This window comes from Citrobacter sp. 506 (assembly GCF_050434985.1).
Lineage (GTDB): Bacteria > Pseudomonadota > Gammaproteobacteria > Enterobacterales > Enterobacteriaceae > Citrobacter > Citrobacter braakii.
Window position 1 is genome coordinate 1,124,733 of record NZ_JBNDJN010000001.1, and the last position, 21,610, is coordinate 1,146,342.

At 53.1% G+C, this 21,610-nt stretch carries 19 protein-coding genes; 4 read left to right on the top strand and 15 right to left on the bottom strand.

Features of this window, described 5'->3' with window-relative positions:
* Positions 1-36 precede the first annotated feature (36 nt).
* Together ABIE10_RS05635 and ABIE10_RS05640 are read left to right on the top strand one after the other, a co-directional pair.
* Complete coding sequence (locus tag ABIE10_RS05635) at positions 37-1,491, top strand: AMP nucleosidase (protein WP_016152657.1); 1,455 nt, start codon at positions 37-39, stop codon at positions 1,489-1,491.
* Between the two features lie 15 nt (positions 1,492-1,506).
* Positions 1,507-3,285 (top strand): aminopeptidase P family protein, encoded by a 1,779-nt coding sequence (locus ABIE10_RS05640; protein WP_429154984.1) that lies wholly within the window; start codon positions 1,507-1,509, stop codon positions 3,283-3,285.
* 55 nt (positions 3,286-3,340) lie between these two features.
* Here ABIE10_RS05640 and ptsG read toward each other — a convergent pair whose 3' ends face one another.
* The 14 genes from ptsG to yceD form a co-directional block, all read right to left on the bottom strand.
* Positions 3,341-4,774 (bottom strand): PTS glucose transporter subunit IIBC, encoded by a 1,434-nt coding sequence (gene ptsG / locus ABIE10_RS05645; RefSeq protein ID WP_016152655.1) that lies wholly within the window; start codon positions 4,772-4,774, stop codon positions 3,341-3,343.
* Positions 4,775-5,067: 293 nt separating this feature from the next.
* Entirely contained in the window at positions 5,068-5,865 is a 798-nt protein-coding gene (locus tag ABIE10_RS05650; protein WP_286454770.1) for a metal-dependent hydrolase, read from the bottom strand.
* 10 nt (positions 5,866-5,875) lie between these two features.
* A complete protein-coding gene (gene holB, locus ABIE10_RS05655) occupies positions 5,876-6,880 on the bottom strand; it encodes a DNA polymerase III subunit delta' (RefSeq protein WP_286454771.1) in 1,005 nt (334 codons plus the stop codon).
* Positions 6,877-7,518, bottom strand: a complete 642-nt coding sequence (gene tmk / locus ABIE10_RS05660; RefSeq protein WP_016156195.1) for a dTMP kinase — start codon at positions 7,516-7,518, stop codon at positions 6,877-6,879. The genes holB and tmk overlap by 4 nt, the downstream gene beginning before the upstream one ends.
* Complete coding sequence (gene yceG, locus ABIE10_RS05665; RefSeq protein ID WP_370916023.1) at positions 7,508-8,530, bottom strand: cell division protein YceG; 1,023 nt, start codon at positions 8,528-8,530, stop codon at positions 7,508-7,510. The genes tmk and yceG overlap by 11 nt, the downstream gene beginning before the upstream one ends.
* 2 nt (positions 8,531-8,532) lie before the next feature.
* On the bottom strand, positions 8,533-9,342 hold the full coding sequence (gene pabC, locus ABIE10_RS05670) for an aminodeoxychorismate lyase (protein WP_286454772.1): 810 nt from the start codon (positions 9,340-9,342) through the stop codon (positions 8,533-8,535).
* 135 nt (positions 9,343-9,477) lie between these two features.
* Positions 9,478-10,719, bottom strand: coding sequence for a beta-ketoacyl-ACP synthase II (fabF, locus tag ABIE10_RS05675; RefSeq protein WP_003036260.1), 1,242 nt, complete (start codon positions 10,717-10,719; stop codon positions 9,478-9,480).
* An 85-nt stretch (positions 10,720-10,804) separates the two neighbouring features.
* Positions 10,805-11,041: an acyl carrier protein gene (gene acpP / locus ABIE10_RS05680; RefSeq protein ID WP_000103754.1), complete on the bottom strand. Its 237-nt coding sequence runs from the start codon at positions 11,039-11,041 to the stop codon at positions 10,805-10,807.
* A gap of 155 nt (positions 11,042-11,196) precedes the next feature.
* Positions 11,197-11,931, bottom strand: coding sequence for a 3-oxoacyl-ACP reductase FabG (gene fabG, locus ABIE10_RS05685; RefSeq protein ID WP_016152641.1), 735 nt, complete (start codon positions 11,929-11,931; stop codon positions 11,197-11,199).
* A gap of 12 nt (positions 11,932-11,943) precedes the next feature.
* Positions 11,944-12,873: an ACP S-malonyltransferase gene (gene fabD / locus ABIE10_RS05690; RefSeq protein WP_286454773.1), complete on the bottom strand. Its 930-nt coding sequence runs from the start codon at positions 12,871-12,873 to the stop codon at positions 11,944-11,946.
* Between the two features lie 15 nt (positions 12,874-12,888).
* A complete protein-coding gene (gene fabH / locus ABIE10_RS05695; protein WP_286454776.1) occupies positions 12,889-13,842 on the bottom strand; it encodes a beta-ketoacyl-ACP synthase III in 954 nt (317 codons plus the stop codon).
* A gap of 77 nt (positions 13,843-13,919) precedes the next feature.
* Complete coding sequence (gene plsX / locus ABIE10_RS05700; RefSeq protein ID WP_071601761.1) at positions 13,920-14,999, bottom strand: phosphate acyltransferase PlsX; 1,080 nt, start codon at positions 14,997-14,999, stop codon at positions 13,920-13,922.
* A gap of 122 nt (positions 15,000-15,121) precedes the next feature.
* On the bottom strand, positions 15,122-15,295 hold the full coding sequence (rpmF, locus tag ABIE10_RS05705; protein ID WP_003036242.1) for a 50S ribosomal protein L32: 174 nt from the start codon (positions 15,293-15,295) through the stop codon (positions 15,122-15,124).
* Between the two features lie 16 nt (positions 15,296-15,311).
* A complete protein-coding gene (yceD, locus tag ABIE10_RS05710) occupies positions 15,312-15,833 on the bottom strand; it encodes a 23S rRNA accumulation protein YceD (RefSeq protein ID WP_003036239.1) in 522 nt (173 codons plus the stop codon).
* A gap of 197 nt (positions 15,834-16,030) precedes the next feature.
* Here yceD and ABIE10_RS05715 point away from each other — a divergent pair, with 197 nt between their 5' ends.
* Positions 16,031-16,615: a Maf family protein gene (locus tag ABIE10_RS05715; protein WP_016152637.1), complete on the top strand. Its 585-nt coding sequence runs from the start codon at positions 16,031-16,033 to the stop codon at positions 16,613-16,615.
* A 90-nt stretch (positions 16,616-16,705) separates the two neighbouring features.
* On the opposite strand, the gene rluC is transcribed toward ABIE10_RS05715, so the two are convergent.
* Complete coding sequence (gene rluC, locus ABIE10_RS05720; protein ID WP_049259723.1) at positions 16,706-17,659, bottom strand: 23S rRNA pseudouridine(955/2504/2580) synthase RluC; 954 nt, start codon at positions 17,657-17,659, stop codon at positions 16,706-16,708.
* 698 nt (positions 17,660-18,357) lie between these two features.
* On the opposite strand from rluC, the gene rne reads away from it, so the two are divergent.
* The gene (gene rne / locus ABIE10_RS05725) at positions 18,358-21,606 is read left to right on the top strand and encodes a ribonuclease E (protein WP_429155009.1); all 3,249 of its coding nucleotides are present in this window, start codon (positions 18,358-18,360) and stop codon (positions 21,604-21,606) included.
* Positions 21,607-21,610 lie beyond the last annotated feature (4 nt).

The window sequence follows — 21,610 nt, forward strand, 5'->3', positions numbered from 1 at the left end:
GGGAGAGCAGTACATCTGTGGAACAAGGAGACAGACATGAACAATAAGGGCTCCAGCCTGACCCCAACTCAGGCACTGGATAAACTGGACGCGCTGTACGAGCAGTCGGTTAAAGCACTGCGTAGCGCCATTGGTAAGTACATTGAAACAGGGACGCTCCCTGACATAATTGCCCGCCATAATGGTCTTTTTGTTTACCCATCGCTTTGTGTCACCTGGGATGGCAGCGCCACCAATCCCCCGAAAACCCGCGCTTATGGCCGTTTTACCCATGCGGGCAGCTATACCACTACGATCACCCGTCCGTCGCTTTTTCGTCCCTATCTTGAAGAACAACTCACGCTGCTGTATCAGGATTATGATGCGCATATCTCCGTCGAACCGTCGCAGCATGAAATCCCTTATCCCTATGTGATTGACGGTTCTGAGCTGACGCTCGACCGCTCAATGAGCGCCGGATTAACGCGCCATTTCCCCACTACCGAGTTGTCACAAATTGGCGATGAAACAGCCGATGGTACCTATCATCCGGCGGAATTCTCCCCGCTGTCGCACTTCGACGCCCGACGAGTAGATTTTTCGCTCGCACGACTGCGTCACTACACGGGAACGCCGGTTGAACATTTCCAGCCATTTGTGCTGTTCACCAACTACACCCGCTATGTCGATGAGTTCGTGCGCTGGGGTTGCAGCCAGATCCTCGATCCGAACAGCCCCTATATCGCGCTGTCATGCGCGGGCGGGATCTGGATCACCGCTGAAACGGAAGCTCCGGAAGAGGCCATCTCCGATCTCGCCTGGAAGAAACATCAGATGCCCGCCTGGCATTTAATCACCGCCGACGGTCAGGGGATCACGCTGGTCAATATCGGCGTTGGCCCGTCTAACGCCAAAACCATTTGCGATCATCTGGCCGTCCTGCGCCCTGACGTCTGGCTGATGATTGGACACTGTGGCGGCCTGCGCGAAAGCCAGGCGATTGGCGACTATGTTCTGGCCCACGCTTATCTGCGTGACGACCATGTGCTGGATGCCGTACTACCGCCGGATATTCCGATTCCGAGCATTGCGGAAGTACAACGCGCACTGTATGACGCCACCAAAGAAGTCAGCGGCATGCCCGGCGAGGAGGTGAAACAGCGCCTGCGTACCGGTACCGTCGTCACCACCGACGATCGCAACTGGGAGTTACGCTATTCCGCTTCTGCGCTACGTTTTAACCTCAGTCGCGCGGTGGCCATTGATATGGAAAGCGCCACCATCGCCGCCCAGGGCTACCGCTTCCGCGTCCCTTACGGCACGCTGCTGTGCGTTTCCGATAAACCGCTGCACGGCGAGATCAAACTGCCTGGTCAGGCCAACCGTTTTTATGAAGGTGCCATTTCCGAGCACCTGCAAATAGGTATCCGGGCAATTGATCGTCTGCGTGCTGAAGGCGATCGACTGCACTCCCGTAAATTACGTACGTTCAACGAACCGCCGTTCCGTTAAGGCCTGAAGGTAACTATGCACAACTCAACTCCTCTTTCCGCTCTGCGCAACCTGCTGTTAGCGCAAGGGCTGGATGGCATGATTGTTCCGCGCGCCGACGCTCACCAAAGCGAAGATTGTACACCGCATGACAATAAGCTGGCCTGGCTGACCGGTTTTAGCGGCTCCGCTGGTCTCGCGTTGGTCCTGCGCGACCGCGCATTAATGTTTGTCGATGGACGCTATCAGGTCCAGGTGCGCAATGAAGTCTCGCTGGATGATTTTGAAATTCACCATTTACATGACGAACCGCTGGCCGACTATTTGCAGTCTCACGTTGCTGCGGGCGCGCGTATCGGTTTTGAACCGTTGCTGATGGTCAACAGCCAGTTTGAAGCACTGTCGGCGACCCATTGCGAGCTGGTGCCTCTTGAGCAAGATCCTTTCGACCAGGTATGGCTTGACCGCCCGGCATCCCCCTGCGGCATCATTCGTGAAATGCCCATTGAAATCAGCGGGGAAAGCAGCACACAAAAACGAGCCCGCGTCGTGGATCTGCTCACGCAACAACAGGCCGACGTTCTGGCGATCACGCTGCCGGATAACATTGCCTGGCTGCTGAATGTGCGCGGTTCCGATCTGCCAATGGTGCCAGTGCCGTTTTCGTTCGCCCTGCTCCATCGCAGCGGCGAGCTGGAATGGTTTGTTGATAGCAACAAAACCCAGCAGCTCCCTGCTGCACTGCTGAATACGCTCACGCTGGCCCCACAAGAGAGTTTTCTTGCCCGCTGCCAGCAGTTGGCCAAAGGGAAACGCTTTTTGGTCGATAAAGACTACGCCCCGGTCGCGCTGCGTTTTGCCATTGTAGAACACGGTGGCGAAGTCTTATGGGCACCCGATCCCATCACCTTGATGAAAGCGCACAAGAATGACGTTGAACTGGCGGGCTATCGGGAATGCCATGAACAAGATGGCGCGGCCTGGGTTAACTTTCTGGCATGGCTTACGCATGAAGTTCCCTTGCGCGAAGCGGCAGGCAATCCGGTCACTGAGCTGGAAGCGCAGGCCAGGCAACTGGAATTTCGCCAGCAGCAGCCGGGATTTATCGAGCAAAGCTTCAACACGATTTCGGCCTCAGCCAGCAATGCCGCAATGTGCCATTACCATTCCAGCGAAAAAACCAATACGCCCATTACCTCTCAGGCCATGTATCTGAATGATTCCGGCGGCCAGTACCATAATGGTACGACGGATACAACGCGCACCCTCGCGTTTGGTCCACAGGATCCGCAGCGTCGTCTGCATTACACCGCTGTGTTGAAAGGCTTTTTGTCGCTTATCTCGCTGCAATTTCCCAGCGGCACTCAGGGTCATCAACTGGATGCCTTTAGCCGTCGGGCGCTGTGGGATCTGGGTCTGGATTTTGATCACGGTACGGGACACGGCGTAGGCCATCAGCTCCTGATCCATGAGCAGCCCCATCGCATTGCCAAAAAAGTAAACCCCTGGCCTCTGGTTGCGGGCAATATCATTACCATCGAGCCGGGTTATTATCTGGCCGGAAAATATGGGATCCGTATTGAGAATCAGGTAGAGATTATCAACAGTCGTCCTGGCTTCTGTCGCTTCTCAACGCTGACGCTGGTGCCGATTGATTTAAGTCTGGTTGAACTGCACCTGCTAAGTGAGGCTGAAAAGCAGTGGATTGATGATTACCACCAGCAGGTCAGAGAGACGTTATCCCCACGCGTGAACGCAGAGGCTCGTCCGTGGTTGTTCGCCGTCACTGCGCCGATTCGCGTTCAGGCCAATTAATGCATTAAAAAAGGCAGCCCGCTGGCTGCCTTAATTCTCCCCAACTTTTTACTGCTTAGCTGTGACGGATGTACTCATCCATTTCAGTTTTCAGGTTATCGGACTTAGTACCGAAGATAGCCTGAACACCGGAACCCGCCACTACAACGCCCGCTGCACCCAGTTTCTTCAGGCCAGCCTGATCCACTTTGGCAACGTCAGCGACGCTGACACGCAGACGAGTGATGCACGCATCGAGGTTAGTGATGTTTTCTTTACCGCCGAATGCCGCAACCAGGGCCGGAGCCATTTCGCCGGACGCACCCGCTTTGGTGTCTTCGGTAGCATCTTCACGACCCGGAGTTTTCAGGTCCAGCGCTTTGATCAGCACACGGAAGATGGTGTAGTAAACAATCGCATAACCGATACCGACAATCGGGAACAGCCACAGTTTGCTGCTGTTACCGGACAGAACGATAAAGTCGATCAAACCGTGGGAGAACGACGTACCGTCACGCATACCCAGCAGGATACAGATCGGGAATGCCAGACCAGCCAGAATTGCGTGGATGATGTACAGGATCGGTGCCACGAACATGAACGAGAACTCGATCGGTTCGGTAATACCGGTCAGGAACGAGGTCAGCGCCGCGGAGATCATGATACCGCCCACTTTCGCGCGGTTTTCTGGTTTAGCAGAGTGCCAGATAGCGATAGCGGCAGCCGGCAGACCGTACATTTTGAACAGGAAGCCACCAGACAGTTTGCCCGCAGTCGGGTCACCCGCCATATAGCGAGGGATATCGCCGTGGAATACCTGGCCCGCAGCATTGGTGTATTCACCGATCTGCATCTGGAATGGAACGTTCCAGATATGGTGCAGACCAAACGGCACCAGGCAGCGTTCAATGAAGCCATAGATACCGAACGCTACGACCGGGTTCTGGTATGCAGCCCACTGGGAAAACGTCTGAATAGCAGTCCCGATCGGCGGCCAAATGAAGGACAGAACCACACCGGTGAAGATAGCGGCCAGACCAGAAATGATAGGAACGAAGCGCTTACCCGCAAAGAAGCCAAGATACTCAGGCAATTTGATACGGTAGAAACGGTTGAACATATACGCTGCAATCGCACCGGAGATAATCCCCCCGAGAACACCCGTATCAGCAAGGTGTTTAGCTGCGATCTCTTCAGCAGGTAAATGCAGAACCAGCGGCGCAACAACAGCCATGGTCTTAACCATAATGCCGTAGGCAACAACGGATGCCAGTGCAGATACGCCGTCGTTATTGGTGAAGCCTAACGCGACACCGATGGCAAAAATCAGCGGCATGTTTGCAAAAACAGAACCGCCTGCTTCTGCCATTACGTGCGATACAACGGCTGGCAGCCAGCTGAAGTTAGCGGAACCGACACCCAGCAGGATACCTGCAATCGGGAGTACGGATACCGGCAGCATCAGCGATTTACCGACCTTTTGCAGGTTAGCAAATGCATTCTTAAACATAATTGAGAGTGCTCCTGAGTATTTGTGCTTTTCTACGTTCTCACGCATTAGCGAGGGGGGAGAACCTCGCCGTGTACAGGGCATCTAAGTACCCTTTATTTATTACACAGAGTAAAATAATTCAGTTTGTTTTTGTTTGACGGCTATCACAATTCAGTCGTGGATGGCCGTAAAATCCGCACATTCCGATAAAATGCGTTTCTGAATGTGTCAAACCGGTTATTCACCGCCCATTTTGAGGCGGTGAACTTTACTCGCTTTGCTTATTAATTACGAGCTTTAAAAAAAGTCAGTTAACGAACGGATTGCAGGCGAGAAGCGTCGATGTGAAACAGGCGGGCAAAGTTATCAGTGGTTGCCTGCGCCAGTTCTTCAACGGCAACACCTTTCACTACGGCCATATACTCCGCAACGTCACGGGTCATGGCAGGCTGGTTCTCTTTTCCACGATGCGGTACAGGCGCAAGGTAGGGAGAATCCGTCTCAACCAGCAACCTATCCAGAGGAACATAGCGGGCGGCATCACGGAGCTGATCTGCGTTACGGAACGTGACGATGCCGGAAAACGAGATATAAAATCCGAGGTCCAGCAATTTGCCCGCCGTTTCTCTGTCTTCTGTAAAACAGTGTAGTACGCCACCACAATCCGTCACTTTTTCTTCGCGCAGAATAGACAGCGTATCGGCTCGCGCATCGCGGGTATGTACGATAACTGGCTTTTGTAACTCACGGCCAATCTGAATATGATGGATAAAAGATTCCTGCTGGCGCACCTTTGTTTCCGGCGTATAGAAATAGTCCAGCCCGGTTTCCCCCATCGCCACAACGCCCTCTTCGGCGGCAAAACGGCGCAGGTCTTCAACATCATAGGCTTCATCCTGATTTAACGGATGCACGCCGCAGGAGAACACCACATTGTCACGTTCACCGACCAGTTCGCGCATACTGCGGTATCCTGGCAGAGTGGTCGCGACGGCAAGAAAGAATTTCACATCGCGTGCGGACGCTTTCGCCAGCACGTCATCCACGTCCTTATGCAGAGATTGATAATCCAGGCCATCAAGATGGCAGTGTGAGTCGACTAAAAACATAATGTCTCTCTCAAAGATGGGGAACAGGCAATACGGTGCCTGGTTGCAGGTAATGCTCAATACGCAGGATAAGATCGGTTAACACCAGTTCACGGTTTACGCCTGTTACGTTCAGCAACTGCTGACGGCAATGACAAACGTCACCGAGTATCGCCTGTATCCGGGCGACGGATAACCGTTCTGCGATAGAAGATATCAGGTCCAGCGCATCAGGATTGGTTAAATGGGAAATCCCATACGGACGCTTCAAGGCATCCGTCAACAACGTTGCCAGCCAGTGTAAACGGGCGGCAGCCTGATCGTGGTTTAACGCCGCGAGCAGGATATACCAGTCACCTGCGTTTAATGTGTTTGCCAGTGCCGCACAAAAATCTGTGCGATGCGCCCAGCTTTCAGCCTGTAACAACGAGAGTGCCGCACCTGGCGAACCCGCGCTCAGGCGTAATGCGCTCAACAGCGCTTCTGGAGATGCGGTCACTTCGCGGGCGAGCCAGGAGATAGCGTACGACTCAGCCGGCGGCGCAAGATGGTGTAACCGGCAGCGGCTGCGCAATGTCGCCAGCAATCGCGCAGGCTCTGTGCTGGCGAGGAAAAACCAGGTTTGTGCCGGCGGTTCTTCCAGCGTTTTTAGCAGGGCATTGGCAGCGGCATCAGTTAACTGGGCGGCAACAGGGATCCACACCACTTTCGCACCGCCAAGGCGTGAATGCTCGTACAGTTTTTCACTCACTTCACGTACCGCATCAACTCCCAGCGTGCTTTTACCTTTTTCCGGCAGCAGCGAATAGTAGTCAGGATGCGTCCCCGCCTGCATCAGCTGACAGCCCCGGCAGTGTCCGCAGCTTTTATGCCCTTCCGGCTTCTGGCACATTAAATAGCGACTGAGCGCGTAAATCAGCGCGTCGTCACCCATTCCGGGTAATGCCTGAATCAGTAACGCATGGTGACCACGACCCGCCTGGTAGCTGGCTACCAGTTTTTCAAAATCTGGTCGTAACCATGGGTACCATTTCATGCGCCCTGCTCCTGCACCCACTGGGTGATGGTATTGCGGATATCAGCCATCACAGCTTCCAGCGGCTGCGTAGCGTCGATGGTACGAATGCTGGCATCTTTGGCAGCCAGTTCAAGATAGCGCGCGCGGGTGCGATTAAAGAAATCGAAAGATTCCTGCTCAATACGATCCAGCTCGCCGCGCGCACGGGCACGCTTCAATCCGACCTCTGGAGTCACGTCCAGATAGAGCGTCAGGTCCGGGCGAAAATCACCTAGCACCGCATCGCGCAAGGTTGCCAGCATGTTTTGATCGATGCCGCGTCCGCCCCCCTGATACGCCTGGGTCGACAAATCGTGACGGTCGCCAATTACCCATGCGCCTTTTGCCAGCGCAGGTTTAATAACGGTTTCGACCAGCTGTACGCGCGCGGCGTAAAACATCAGAACTTCAGCTTTGTCAGTGATGACCTCGTCACCCACCGACTTAATGTCCAGCACCAGACTTCTTAGTTTCTCAGCGAGCTGCGTTCCCCCCGGTTCGCGGGTAAAAACCATGTCACGAATACCGAGTTGCTCAAGTGTCTCTACCACCACGTTACGCGCGGTGGTTTTTCCGGCGCCTTCCAGGCCCTCGATGACGATATAGTTACTGCCCATTTTTTTCCTTAAGCACTTTCAGGTAATCCTGCACGGACCGGTTGTGGCTGGCAAGATTGGTGTTAAACGTGTGACCGCCTTTACCGTCAGCCACGAAATAGAGGTACGGCGTTTTTGCCGGATACGCCGCGGCCTGCAATGAGGCCTCTCCCGGCATGGCAATCGGGCCAGGCGGCAACCCCGTAATGGTATAGGTGTTATAGGCGGTCGGGGTATCTAAATCCACACGCGACAACTTGCCATTATACCGTGACCCCATCCCGTAAATCACCGTCGGATCGGTCTGTAAACGCATGCCAATCCGTAAGCGGTTAATAAAGACGGAAGCCACCTGGTCACGCTCGCTGGCAACCGCAGTCTCTTTTTCGATAATAGAGGCCATGGTTACCAGCTGATTTTTGTCCTGATAAGGCAGGCCTTCAGCGCGCCCTTCCCAGACGGAGTCTACCGCTTTAACCATTTTCTGATGCGCGCGTTTTAGCAACGCCACGTCGGTTGTATTGGCGGTATACATCCAGGTATCTGGCCAGAACCAGCCTTCTACCCATTGCGGGTTCTCCAGCTTCAGCGCCTGAGCAACGGTCTCGTAATTATCATCGCTCAGCGTATGTTTGATGTACGGGGCGTCGCGCAGCTGCTTGAGGTAGTCGCTCAGACGCATCCCTTCAACCAGACGTAACGGAAACTGCGCCTCTTTACCGCTTTCCAGCAGTTGCAACATGTCCCGCACCGTCATGTCGGGCGTAAAACGGTAGGTTCCGGCTTTAAAATGCGACAGTTCGGGTTCCACACGCAGCAGCCACTGGAACACACGCGGACGATTGATAACGTTGTCCGCATACAACTGTTCACCGAGAGCCAGACGGCCCGTACCCGCTTTCAGCGTAAAAATCGTCTCTTCTTTAATCAATAATTTACTGTCCGCCAGATGGCGAACTTTCCACATTCCCACTCCTGCAGCTATGCCCAGCACAACCAGCAATAACAGGACAACAAGTAACAGTTTTTTCATGACTAATTCGGGTGCTCACAAAGTGGGGCTAAAAAATCGAACAACATACGTGCAGACAGCAGCGTGTCGCCACAGGTGCGTACGGGAATAACAGGCATTAACGCATTACAGACGACGATTTCATCGGCCTGCATAACCTCTTCCAACCCGGCATACACTTCGACAATGCTGAACGACGATTGTGCCAGCATCCGGATACAGAATTGTCGCATAATGCCGTTCACTCCGGCCTGATCCAGCCGGGGAGTGTAAACCACATCCCCCTTACGCCAGAACAAATTAGCCGCACAGCATTCCGTAACCCATCCCTCACTGTCAAGAACCAGTGCTTCATCAGCTGCCGTCTGCTCAAGATGAGAGCGAATCAACACCTGTTCCAGTCTATTCAGGTGCTTAAGTCCGGCAAGCAACGGATTACGCCCCAGACGCACTGGACTTAACGCCAGCGTTATCCCCTCATGCCGCCAACGATCGTAATGATCGGGCCGGGCTGAAACAGAGAGAATACGTGTGGCACTGCGACAGTTTGCGCCGCTGTAACCACGGCCACCGCTACCACGGCTGATAATCACTTTTAACACGCCACGCGCATGCCCTTGCGCCAGCATTTTCATTTCACTTTGCAGCTCTGACCAATCTTCGAAAGAGATCAGCAATTTTTGGCAGGCGTCTTGTAAACGCGCAAGATGCGCTGCAAAGAGGCAAATTTCGCCGTCAATAATACGCGCAGTGGTAAAACAGCCATCACCGAATTGGGTCGCTCGATCGCTTGCGGCCAGCATATTCTGCTCGCAGCCATTAATTAAGAACATGGTGGCTCCTTATTTCTGGTCCGCTAGTTTGGCAGGATGAACAACACAGGACAAGGGTGGAAAACCGAATAAAAAAAGGCCCGACAAGCGGACCTTTTTAAATTGCTATCGATGCTAACGCACCACCTGGCAGACTTAAATCTTTTTAAAGATCAAAGAGCCGTTGGTACCACCAAAGCCGAAGGAGTTACACAGTGCGTACTCCAGACCACTAACCTGACGCGCTTCGTGAGGTACGAAGTCCAGGTCACAACCTTCATCCGGGTTATCCAGGTTGATGGTTGGCGGAATAGCCTGATCGCGCAGCGCCAGGATAGAGAAAATAGACTCTACCGCGCCCGCCGCACCCAACAGGTGTCCGGTCATGGATTTAGTGGAGCTTACCATCACACGGCTTGCCGCATCGCCAAAGACAGATTTCACTGCCTGGGTTTCGGCTTTATCGCCAGCAGGAGTAGACGTGCCATGCGCGTTGACATAGCCGATCTGACCCGCTTCGATAGCCGCATCGCGTAGTGCGTTGACCATTGCCAGCGCAGCGCCCGCACCGTTTTCAGGTGGTGACGTCATGTGGTAAGCATCGCTGCTCATGCCAAAACCAACGACTTCAGCATAGATTTTTGCACCGCGCGCTTTCGCATGCTCGTACTCTTCCAGTACCACCATGCCTGCGCCGTCGCCCAGCACAAAGCCATCACGTTCTTTATCCCACGGACGGCTTGCCGCTTGCGGGTTATCATTACGTGTAGACAGCGCACGTGCCGCGCCAAAACCACCCACGCCCAGCGGGGTACTGGCTTTTTCTGCACCACCCGCAACCATCGCGTCTGCATCGCCGTATGCAATGATACGTGCTGCATGACCAATGTTATGCACACCTGAGGTACAGGCGGTCGCAATGGAGATGCTTGGCCCTTGCAGGCCGTACATGATGGTCAGGTGACCTGCCACCATGTTAACAATCGTTGACGGAACGAAGAACGGGCTGATCTTACGTGGACCGCCATTCACCAAAGAGGTGTGGTTTTCTTCGATCAATCCGAGACCGCCAATACCAGAGCCGATAGCGGCGCCAATACGGTGAGCGTTCTCTTCCGTAATTTCGAGACCAGAATCCTGCATGGCCTGAACGCCAGCGACAATTCCATATTGAATGAAAGCATCCATCTTGCGCTGTTCTTTGCGCGAGATAATGTCTTCACAGTTAAAATCCTTTACTAAGCCAGCAAATTTCGTTGCATAGGCGCTAGTATCGAAATGGTCGATCAGGCTGATGCCACTCTGACCGGCAAGGAGAGCTTTCCAGGTAGACTCTACGGTATTGCCGACAGGAGACAACATGCCCAGTCCGGTCACAACTACACGACGCTTAGACACGGTTGTCCTCCAGGGAGGGAAAATAATTCAAGTGGGATAAAAAGATAAAACTCAGGCGGTCGAATGACCGCCTGGAGATGTTCACTTACGCCTGGTGGCCGTTGATGTAATCAATGGCAGCCTGAACGGTAGTGATTTTCTCAGCTTCTTCGTCCGGAATCTCAGTATCAAACTCTTCTTCCAGAGCCATTACCAGCTCAACGGTGTCAAGAGAATCTGCGCCCAGGTCTTCAACGAAGGAAGCATTGTTGGTTACTTCTTCCTGCTTAACGCCCAGCTGTTCGCCGATAATTTTCTTAACGCGTTCTTCGATAGTGCTCATACTCTTAAATTTCCTATCAAAACTCGCTTTCGCGATGGTTTTCGTAGTGTATAAAATGTTGAAAAATTTGCAACTAAATCCCGGCAGGTCTTACCACGATTTTACGTTATTTTGAGGGCATTCACCCTAATAACGCAAATTTTTTTATCTCGTGGTTAAACCATGTACATCCCGCCGTTGACGTGCAAAGTCTCACCTGTGATGTAACTTGCTTCGTCAGAAGCTAAAAATGCAACCGCACTGGCGATTTCCTGAGCGCCGCCAAGGCGACCCGCAGGAACCTGCGCCAGAATACCCGCACGCTGATCATCAGACAGCGCACGCGTCATGTCCGTTTCAATAAAGCCCGGAGCAACAACGTTTACAGTAATGCCACGAGACGCAACTTCGCGCGCCAGTGATTTACTGAAGCCGATCAGACCCGCTTTCGCCGCAGCGTAGTTTGCCTGACCCGCATTTCCCATGGTACCAACCACAGAACCGATAGTGATAATACGCCCATGACGCTTTTTCATCATAGCTCGCATTACCGCTTTTGACAGACGGAAAACAGATGACAGGTTGGTTTCGATGATATCGTTCCACTCGTCATCTTTCATGCGCATTAACAGGTTATCACGAGTAATCCCGGCATTATTGACCAGGATATCGACTTCACCAAATTCTGCGCGAATATTTCCCAGAACAGATTCGATAGATGCTGGATCGGTCACATTCAACATCAGACCTTTACCATTTGCACCTAAGTAATCGCTAATGGCCTGCGCACCGCTTTCGCTGGTTGCAGTACCGATAACTTTCGCGCCACGGGCAACGAGTGTTTCAGCAATTGCGCGGCCAATGCCACGGCTTGCACCGGTAACCAGCGCGACTTTTCCTTCAAAACTCATGGTCTTCCTCTTTTATTGCTCTAGCGCCGCAGAAAATGCCGCCGGCTCATTCAGTGCCGAAGCAGTCAGGGTGTCAACAATACGTTTCGTCAAACCGGTCAGAACTTTGCCCGGACCAACTTCATACAGGTGCTCTACGCCCTGGGACGCCATAAATTCAACGGTTTTAGTCCATTGAACCGGGCTGTACAGTTGGCGAACCAGCGCATCGCGAATAGCGTCTGCGTCTGTTTCGCACTTCACGTCGACGTTGTTCACAACCGGAACAGTCGGCGCGTTAAAAGTGATTTTTTGCAGTTCAACGGCCAGTTTCTCAGCAGCAGGCTTCATCAGCGCGCAGTGAGAAGGAACGCTGACCGGCAGTGGCAGAGCACGCTTAGCGCCAGCCGCTTTACAGGCTGCGCCAGCACGTTCTACGGCTTCTTTGTGCCCGGCAATAACTACCTGACCTGGTGAGTTAAAGTTTACCGGTGAAACCACCTGGCCTTCGGCAGACTCTTCACACGCTTTAGCAATAGCAGCGTCGTCCAGACCGATAATAGCAGACATGCCGCCAGTGCCTTCCGGTACCGCTTCCTGCATGAATTTGCCACGCAGTTCAACCAGACGAACGGCATCGGCAAAACCGATAACACCCGCACATACCAGCGCAGAGTATTCGCCCAGGCTGTGACCTGCCATCAGCGCAGGTGTTTTACCACCCTGCTGCTGCCATACGCGATAAAGCGCAACAGAGGCAGTCAACAGTGCTGGCTGCGTCTGCCAGGTTTTATTCAGCTCTTCGGCCGGCCCCTGCTGAGTCAACGTCCACAGATCATAGCCCAGCGCAGCTGATGCTTCAGCAAAAGTTTCTTCAACAATTGGGTAGTTTGCTGCCATTTCAGACAACATCCCAACGGTCTGGGAACCCTGCCCCGGGAACACAAATGCAAATTGCGTCATGTTTAAATCCTTATACTAGAAACGAATCAGCGCAGAGCCCCAGGTGAATCCACCCCCAAAGGCTTCAAGCAATATCAACTGCCCAGCTTTAATACGCCCGTCGCGGACGGCTTCGTCCAGCGCGCACGGTACGGAGGCCGCGGAGGTATTGCCATGTCTGTCGAGCGTCACGACAACATTATCCATCGACATACCCAGCTTTTTCGCGGTTGCGCTAATAATGCGGAGGTTTGCCTGATGCGGCACCAGCCAGTCCAGTGCAGAACGATCGAGATTATTTGCTTCCAGCGTTTCATCAACGATGTGTGCAAGCTCGGTCACCGCGACTTTAAATACTTCGTTACCCGCCATCGTCAGGTGGATCGGGTTTTCCGGGTTCACGCGATCGGCATTAGGCAGCGTCAACAGTTCGCCATAGCGACCATCAGCGTGCAGATGCGTAGAGAGAATGCCGGGCTCTTCTGATGCGCTCAGTACAACCGCACCTGCGCCATCACCGAAAATAATGATCGTCCCGCGATCGGTTGGATCACAGGTACGAGCGAGGACATCTGAGCCAACCACCAGAGCATGCTTCACTGCGCCAGACTTAACGTACTGGTCGGCAACGCTCAGGGCGTAGGTGAAACCGGCACAAGCGGCTGCAACGTCAAACGCCGGACAGCCTTTGATCCCCAGCATACTTTGGATCTGGCATGCCGCACTTGGAAATGCGTGTGTGGATGATGTGGTGGCAACCACAATCAGAGCAATTTGTTCTTTGTCGATGCCCGCCATTTCAATTGCACGGTTTGCGGCGGCAAAGCCCATCGTCGCAACTGTTTCATTTGGCGCTGCAATATGGCGTTCACGGATACCTGTGCGAGTGACGATCCACTCATCAGATGTCTCAACCATTTTTTCCAAATCGGCGTTAGTACGCACTTGTTCAGGCAGATAGCTGCCAGTACCAATAATCTTCGTATACATGTACGCTCAGTCACTTTTTGGTTATATACCGCCACGAGCAAATCGCTGATACGTTGGCAGCATTCACAAACGCACCGTTATCTGTGTGCTCGCGAGTTTGCGTTTTCGCCACCGTCCAGCAGTTCGAATCCAGCTGGGTATACAGATTCCAGGCGAGCGGCAATTCGCTGAGGAACTTGTCGCTGCACCGCCTGCACTGCCTGTTCAATCGCGACTTCAAATGCTCGCTGATTGGCCGCACCATGACTCTTAATCACCGTGCCGCGCAATCCTAACAGACAGGCGCCATTATACTGGTCGGGGTTGAGGTGACTAAATCGCCTTGTCAGGCTTTTTTGTAACCAACGTTTTAATAACAGCAGCCACCACGACCGTTTTTTGCCCTCACCCTGAGACTTCAGCAGTGAAAGGAACATTCTGACAACACCTTCCATCGTCTTTAATGTGACATTACCTGTAAAGCCGTCACAGACCAACACATCAGTTTTGCCAGTCAGTAACTCATTGGCTTCAAGATAGCCGATATAATTGATAGAAGGGATTGTTTTTAGCACTGCAGAAGCATCCCGAATACTGTCGAGACCCTTGGTTTCTTCTTCACCGATATTGAGCAACGCAACACGGGGATTGGCAATTCCAACCACCTCTTCTGCCAGCACGGAACCCATGACGGCAAATTGCACCAACATCGTGCTATCACAATCCACGTTGGCACCCAAATCCAGCACCACCGTTTTGCCCTTTTGCTGATGGGGTAAAACCGTCACCAGCGCAGGACGCTCAATCCCCTCAAGGGGTTTGAGCAATAACTTCGCAAGTCCCATTAGCGCGCCTGTATTACCGGCGCTCACACAGGCTTCCGCTCGTCCTTCTTTCACGAGCTCCAGGGCAACGCGCATTGAGCTTCCACGACTGGCGCGAATAGCTTGCGAGGGCCGGGCATCACTGGCAATAACTGACTGAGCAGGGATAATCTGCAGACGTGAACGTTGTTCGAAGTCAGCTTTGGCAAGTAATGGCGTGATTGTATCGGGATCCCCGACTAAAAGAAGTGTGAGTTGCGAATTAGAATTCAGTGCCTGCAATGCTGCAGGCACTGTCACGGTAGGGCCAAAATCTCCCCCCATGACATCTAACGCCAGGGTTAGACGTGTCAAGGTATCGTCGCTGCCCGGTTAGGTGTTTCCCCAGTTACCCGGGGAAAGCCTCACTAAGCTTCATCACGCGTGTACTCTTTGTCTTTCTCACCGTAGCAGGAAAGCCATTGAGTCATGCGTGATTACTTAGCGATTACCTTACGGCCACGGTAAAAACCGTCGGCAGTGATGTGGTGACGCAGGTGTTGTTCACCAGAAGTTTTGTCTACAGACAGGCTGGTGACTGCGGTCAGAGCGTCATGAGAACGACGCATGCCACGTTTGGAACGGGTTGGTTTATTCTGTTGTACGGCCATGGACCTTACTCCTCAATTACTTACGCTTTAAGCTGGCTAATACGGCAAATGGGTTTGGTTTTTGCGCTTCATCAGGCAATTCGCCAAAGACCATGTCCGCCTCGGACACTTCACAGTGTTCAGAATCATGCACCGGAACTACCGGCAAGGAGAGGATAATCTCATCTTCAACCATTGCAAGCAGATCGATTTCACCGAATTCGTTAACCTCAATCGGCTCATACGCTTCCGGGAGTGCTTCAGCCTGCTCGTCAGAACGGACAGGACTAAAACAATATGTTGTGTGAACATGAAGTGGGAACGGTTTCCCGCAACGCTGACATTCGAGCGTAACCGACACCTTTGCATCACCGGTTATAACGGCAAGGCGCTGGTTATCGATAGCGAACGACATGGAGCATTCCACATCACTGTCCACACTGACTACAGAATCGGCGACACGCTCAACCAGATCAGAAGTATAGATACCTTCATAATCGAGGCGTTTCTGAGCCGTACGAACCGGATCAAGAGTCAGGGGTAATTTTACCTTTTGCATAGGGCGCGCATATTAACTTTGTAACGTCATATAGTCAAAGAAAAAGGCAGCCTGTGGTTGCCTTTTGCCAATAATTCGCACACATTGCGGGTCATCGACTTAAAATCGCTCAACACAAGCCATTACAGCCAGCTTGTAGGACGAAGTCCATAGTTTAAAATGGCTCTCATCAATACGCTATATGCGAGGGAAAAAATATGCCTCAACTTATTCTTGCTTCTACCTCTCCCTGGCGTCGCGCTTTACTAGAAAAACTGGCAATCCCGTTCGAATGCGCAGCACCAGAGGTTGATGAAACGCCGTTACCGGGCGAAGCCCCCCGGCACTTAGTCTTGCGACTGGCGCAGAAAAAAGCGCAATCTCTCGCCCACCGTTATCCATCGCACCTTATTATTGGTTCCGATCAAATTTGTGTTCTCGATGGTGAAATAACCGGCAAACCGTTAACAGAAGAAAATGCACGCCAGCAGTTACTCAAAGCCCGTGGCAATATTGTGACGTTTTATACCGGACTGGCGCTGTATAATTCTGCGACCGGACATTTACAAACTGAAGTTGAACCGTTCGACGTGCATTTTCGTCATTTAAGCGAAACGGAAATTGAAGATTACGTGCGCAAAGAGCGCCCGCTGCATTGTGCCGGTAGTTTTAAAAGCGAAGGATTGGGCATTGCACTTTTTGAGCGTCTGGAAGGCCGCGACCCAAATACCTTAATCGGTTTGCCGCTAATCGCACTGTGTCAAATGCTGCGACGAGAAGATATGAACCCGTTAAAAGCCTGACGGGTTGACGGCTGTACAGGCCAATCCTGTAGGCCTGATAGGCACAGCGCCATCAGGCCTACAGGTAATGCGCGATAATATCAATGCGCATCAGCCTTTACTGCGTAACACCTCGAGGCAGCGCTTCAACTGCTTATCCATTGGCGCTTCAATACGCATTACTTCACCCGTCCCCGGATGAGTAAATTTCAACGCTGCAGCGTGCAAAAAGAGCCTGCTCAGTCCGGTATCCGCCAGTTGCTTATCGAACTCACGATCGCCATAGCGGTCGTCAAAGGCAATCGGATGCCCGGCATATTGCGTATGCACGCGAATCTGGTGCGTGCGTCCGGTCACCGGACTGCAGCGCACAAGCGTAGCGAACGCATAACGCTCTTCCACTTTAAAGCGTGTTTCCGATGGTTTGCCTTCCTGATTCACCCGCACGATACGCTCGCCGCTTTGCAGAATGTTCTTTAACAGCGGGGCCTGAACGGTTTTGACATGGGACTGCCACTGGCCGCGTACCAACGCGAGGTAGTCTTTCTGCATGCCTTTTTCACGCAGTTGTTCATGCAACGAACGCAAGGCAGATCGTTTTTTGGCCACCAGCAGCACGCCGGAGGTATCCCGGTCGAGGCGATGCACCAGTTCAAGGAAACGCGCTTCCGGGCGCAGCGCACGTAAGCCTTCAATGACGCCAAAGCTTAAGCCGCTTCCACCATGCACGGCCGTACCTGAAGGCTTGTTAAGCACCAGAATGTGGTCATCTTCATATAAAATGACATCGGTCAGCGCCGCGACCTTCTGCAAATTCGGTGAAATGGCCTCTTCTTCACGTTCAGCGACACGTACAGGTGGAATACGCACAATGTCCCCGTCTTCGAGTTTGTACTCGGGTTTAATGCGTTTTTTGTTCACCCGCACTTCGCCTTTACGCAAAATGCGATAAATCATACTTTTCGGCACGCCCTTGAGCTGGGTGCGCAAAAAGTTGTCGATGCGTTGCCCTGCTTCGTCGGCAGTAATGGCAACTGTTTTTACGGCTGGAGTCTCTGTTTTCATGGGGGCCGATTTTAAATAGCCATCAAGATTCGCGCCACACATTTTTCTATGCTTATATTAACTGCTATACCTTATTACTTAAGTTTGACATAGCCGATTTGGTGGTTATTAAAGCAATCACTACGCGGAAGTGAAAAAACTGTGAGTAACCGGGTGATAAATGGCAAAAGTCATCTTGCTATAACAAGGTTAGCAGTGGAATAATGAGGTTGTTTCCGTGTTGAATCTTGTTAAAACAAGACCTTTTCCGGAATGACCCAATTTTGCCCGACCGATCATCAACGCAGCAATGGCGTAAGACGTATTGATCTTTCAGGCAGTTAGCGGGCTGCGGGTTGCAGTCCTTACCGGTAAGTGCTCTATAGATTTCGCGTTGTAGGAAGGCGGCAAGTCTGGGAACCCCAGGTGCTTACTCCTGTAAGTGGTTGGGGTAAGAAGATGAAGCCAACGCACCCACAGCGTGAAAGACGATAAGCACAATGGAAGCTTCTCTGGAGAGTAACACCCAGACTGTTCCCCTGATAATTGCGCTGTGTTTCCGTATGAAATACAGGCAACCGACACTCTGCGCCTCTTTGAGCTGACGATAACCGTGAGGTTGGCGACGCGAATAGACACGAGGCCATCGGTTCACACCCGGAAAGGCATTACTCTGCCCGCAGCTTAGTCGTCAATGTAAGAATAATGAGTAAGTTACGATGAAAAGAATGTTAATTAACGCGACTCAGCAGGAAGAGTTGCGTGTCGCCCTTGTAGATGGGCAGCGTCTGTACGATCTGGATATCGAAAGTCCTGGACACGAACAGAAAAAAGCCAACATCTATAAAGGCAAAATTACCCGTATTGAACCGAGTCTGGAAGCTGCTTTTGTTGATTACGGCGCTGAACGTCACGGTTTCCTCCCGTTAAAAGAAATTGCCCGCGAATACTTCCCCGCTAGCTACAACTCCCATGGTCGTCCCAACATTAAAGACGTGTTGCGCGAAGGTCAGGAAGTCATTGTTCAGATCGATAAAGAAGAACGCGGCAATAAAGGCGCTGCGCTGACCACCTTTATCAGCCTGGCAGGTAGTTATCTGGTTCTGATGCCGAACAACCCGCGCGCGGGCGGCATCTCCCGTCGCATTGAAGGCGACGACCGTACCGAATTAAAAGAAGCGCTGGCAAGCCTGGAACTGCCTGACGGCATGGGACTTATCGTGCGTACCGCAGGTGTCGGCAAATCTGCCGAAGCGCTGCAGTGGGACCTGAGTTTCCGCCTGAAGCACTGGGAAGCGATTCAAAAAGCCGCTGACAGCCGCCCTGCTCCGTTCCTGATCCATCAGGAAAGCAACGTTATCGTTCGCGCATTCCGTGACTATTTACGTCAGGACATCGGCGAAATCCTCATCGACAACCCGAAAGTTATGGAGATGGCGCGTCAGCACATCGCCGCGCTGGGTCGTCCGGATTTCAGCAGCAAAATCAAACTGTACACCGGTGAAATCCCGCTGTTCAGCCACTATCAAATCGAATCTCAGATTGAGTCCGCGTTCCAGCGCGAAGTGCGTCTGCCGTCCGGCGGCTCAATCGTTATCGACAGCACAGAAGCGCTGACCGCTATCGATATCAACTCCGCACGCGCGACCCGCGGCGGCGACATCGAAGAAACTGCGTTCAACACCAACCTTGAAGCAGCCGATGAAATTGCTCGTCAGTTGCGTCTGCGCGACCTCGGCGGCCTGATTGTAATCGACTTCATTGATATGACGCCGGTTCGTCACCAGCGTGCGGTTGAAAACCGTCTGCGTGAAGCCGTGCGTCAGGACAGAGCGCGTATTCAAATCAGCCATATTTCTCGCTTCGGCCTGCTGGAGATGTCCCGTCAGCGTCTGAGCCCGTCGCTGGGGGAATCCAGCCATCACGTATGCCCACGCTGCTCCGGCACGGGTACCGTACGTGATAACGAATCACTGTCGCTGTCTATTCTGCGTCTGATCGAAGAAGAAGCGCTGAAAGAAAATACGCAGGAAGTTCACGCTATTGTTCCTGTGCCGATCGCATCCTACCTGCTCAACGAAAAACGTACCGCGGTAAATGCTATCGAGACACGTCAGAATGGCGTGCGCTGTGTGATTGTGCCAAACGATCAGATGGAAACTCCGCATTACTCCGTGCTGCGCGTACGCAAAGGGGAAGAAACACCAACCCTGAGCTACCTGCTGCCAAAACTGCATGAAGAAGCGATGGCATTGCCGACTGAAGAAGAGTTCGTCGAGCGTAAACAGCCAGAGCAGCCGGCATTAGCCACCTTTGCAATGCCAGAGGTGCCGCCAGCCCCTGCTTTGCAGGAACCTACTGCGAAGGCCGCCGCGCCTAAAGCCGCAGCAGCGACCGCGGCCGTCGCCGCGCAGCCAGGTTTGATTAGCCGTTTCTTCAGCGCACTGAAGTCCATCTTCAGCGGTAGCGAAGAAGTGAAACCGGTTGAACAACCTGCGCCGAAAGCTGAAGAGAAAACCGATCGCCAGCAGGATCGTCGTAAACCGCGTCAGAACAATCGTCGCGACCGTAACGATCGTCGTGATAATCGCGACAACCGTGGCGAGCGTGATAACCGTAACGAGCGTTCAGAAAGCGGTGAAAACCGTGAAGATAACCGCCGTAACCGCCGTCAGTCGCAGCAGCAAAATGCGGAAGCGCGCGATAACCGCCAGCAGTCTACTGACGTCGCCGACAAAGCGAAATCCGGTGATGACCAGCAGGCTCCGCGTCGCGAGCGCAACCGCCGTCGCAACGATGATAAGCGTCAGGCGCAGCAGGAAGTTAAAGAGCTGAACCTGGCAGAACAACCTGCGCAGGATACCGAGCAGGAAGAGCGCGTTCGTCAGCCTCAGACTCGCCGTAAACAGCGTCAGCTGACTCAGAAAGTTCGTTACACAGACAGCCCGGCTGTTGAAGTCGAAGTCGCTACTGTCGAGGTGGTCGCTGAAACGGCTGTCGCTCAACCAACTGAACAGCCCGTGCCGGCACAGCGTACTGAACTGGCGAAAGTTGATCTCCCTGCCGTCGTTGCGACTGAGCAGGAAGACAACAGCGAAGCGCGTGACTCTAATGGTATGCCGCGCCGTTCCCGTCGCTCACCTCGCCATCTGCGCGTCAGTGGACAACGCCGTCGTCGCTATCGTGACGAGCGTTACCCGGTTCAGTCGCCGATGCCGTTAACGGTTGCCTGCGCATCTCCAGAATTAGCGTCCGGTAAAGTCTGGATCCGCTACCCTGTTGCTCGTCCTCAGGATCAGCAGGTTGCAGAGCAGCGCGAGCAGGAAACGGTTCAGGGGCAAACTGCACCTGTCGCCGTAGAGCCTCAGGTTGCTGCAACTGCCGTTGAGCATATTGTGAACGCCCCTGCTTCGGTTGAAACCGTACAGCCAGAGGTGGTCATTGCTGAACCTCAGGCTACCGTCGTTGAAACCACGCATCCGGAAGTCATCGCTACTCCGGTCGAGGAACAACCGCAAATTATCGCTGAATCTGACGCGCCTGTTGCTGAGGATACCGCGGCGAAAGCCGAACCTGTCGCTGAAATTGTGGCTGCGCCGGTTGTCGAAGAATCTGCGGAGGTTGTTATTTCTCAGCCTGAAGTGGCTGAAGAGATTGCCGAGGTTGTGGAAACAGCGCCAGTGGTTGAAGAAGTTGCCGCGCCGCAAGAGGTTGTTGCAGCACCGGTCGTCGAAGACGCAGTCGTTAAGGCTGAAGTTGTCGCAACCCGCGTTGACGCAGAACATCTTCACAGCCACGCGGCCGCCCCGATGACCCGAGCTCCGGCACCAGAGTATGTGCCTGAAGCGCCGCGTCATAGTGACTGGCAACGCCCTGAATTCACCTTTGAAGGTAAAGGTGCCGCAGGTGGACACAGCGCCACGCACCAGGCGACTGCGCCAGCAACGCGCCCGCAGCCCGTTGAGTAAGTCA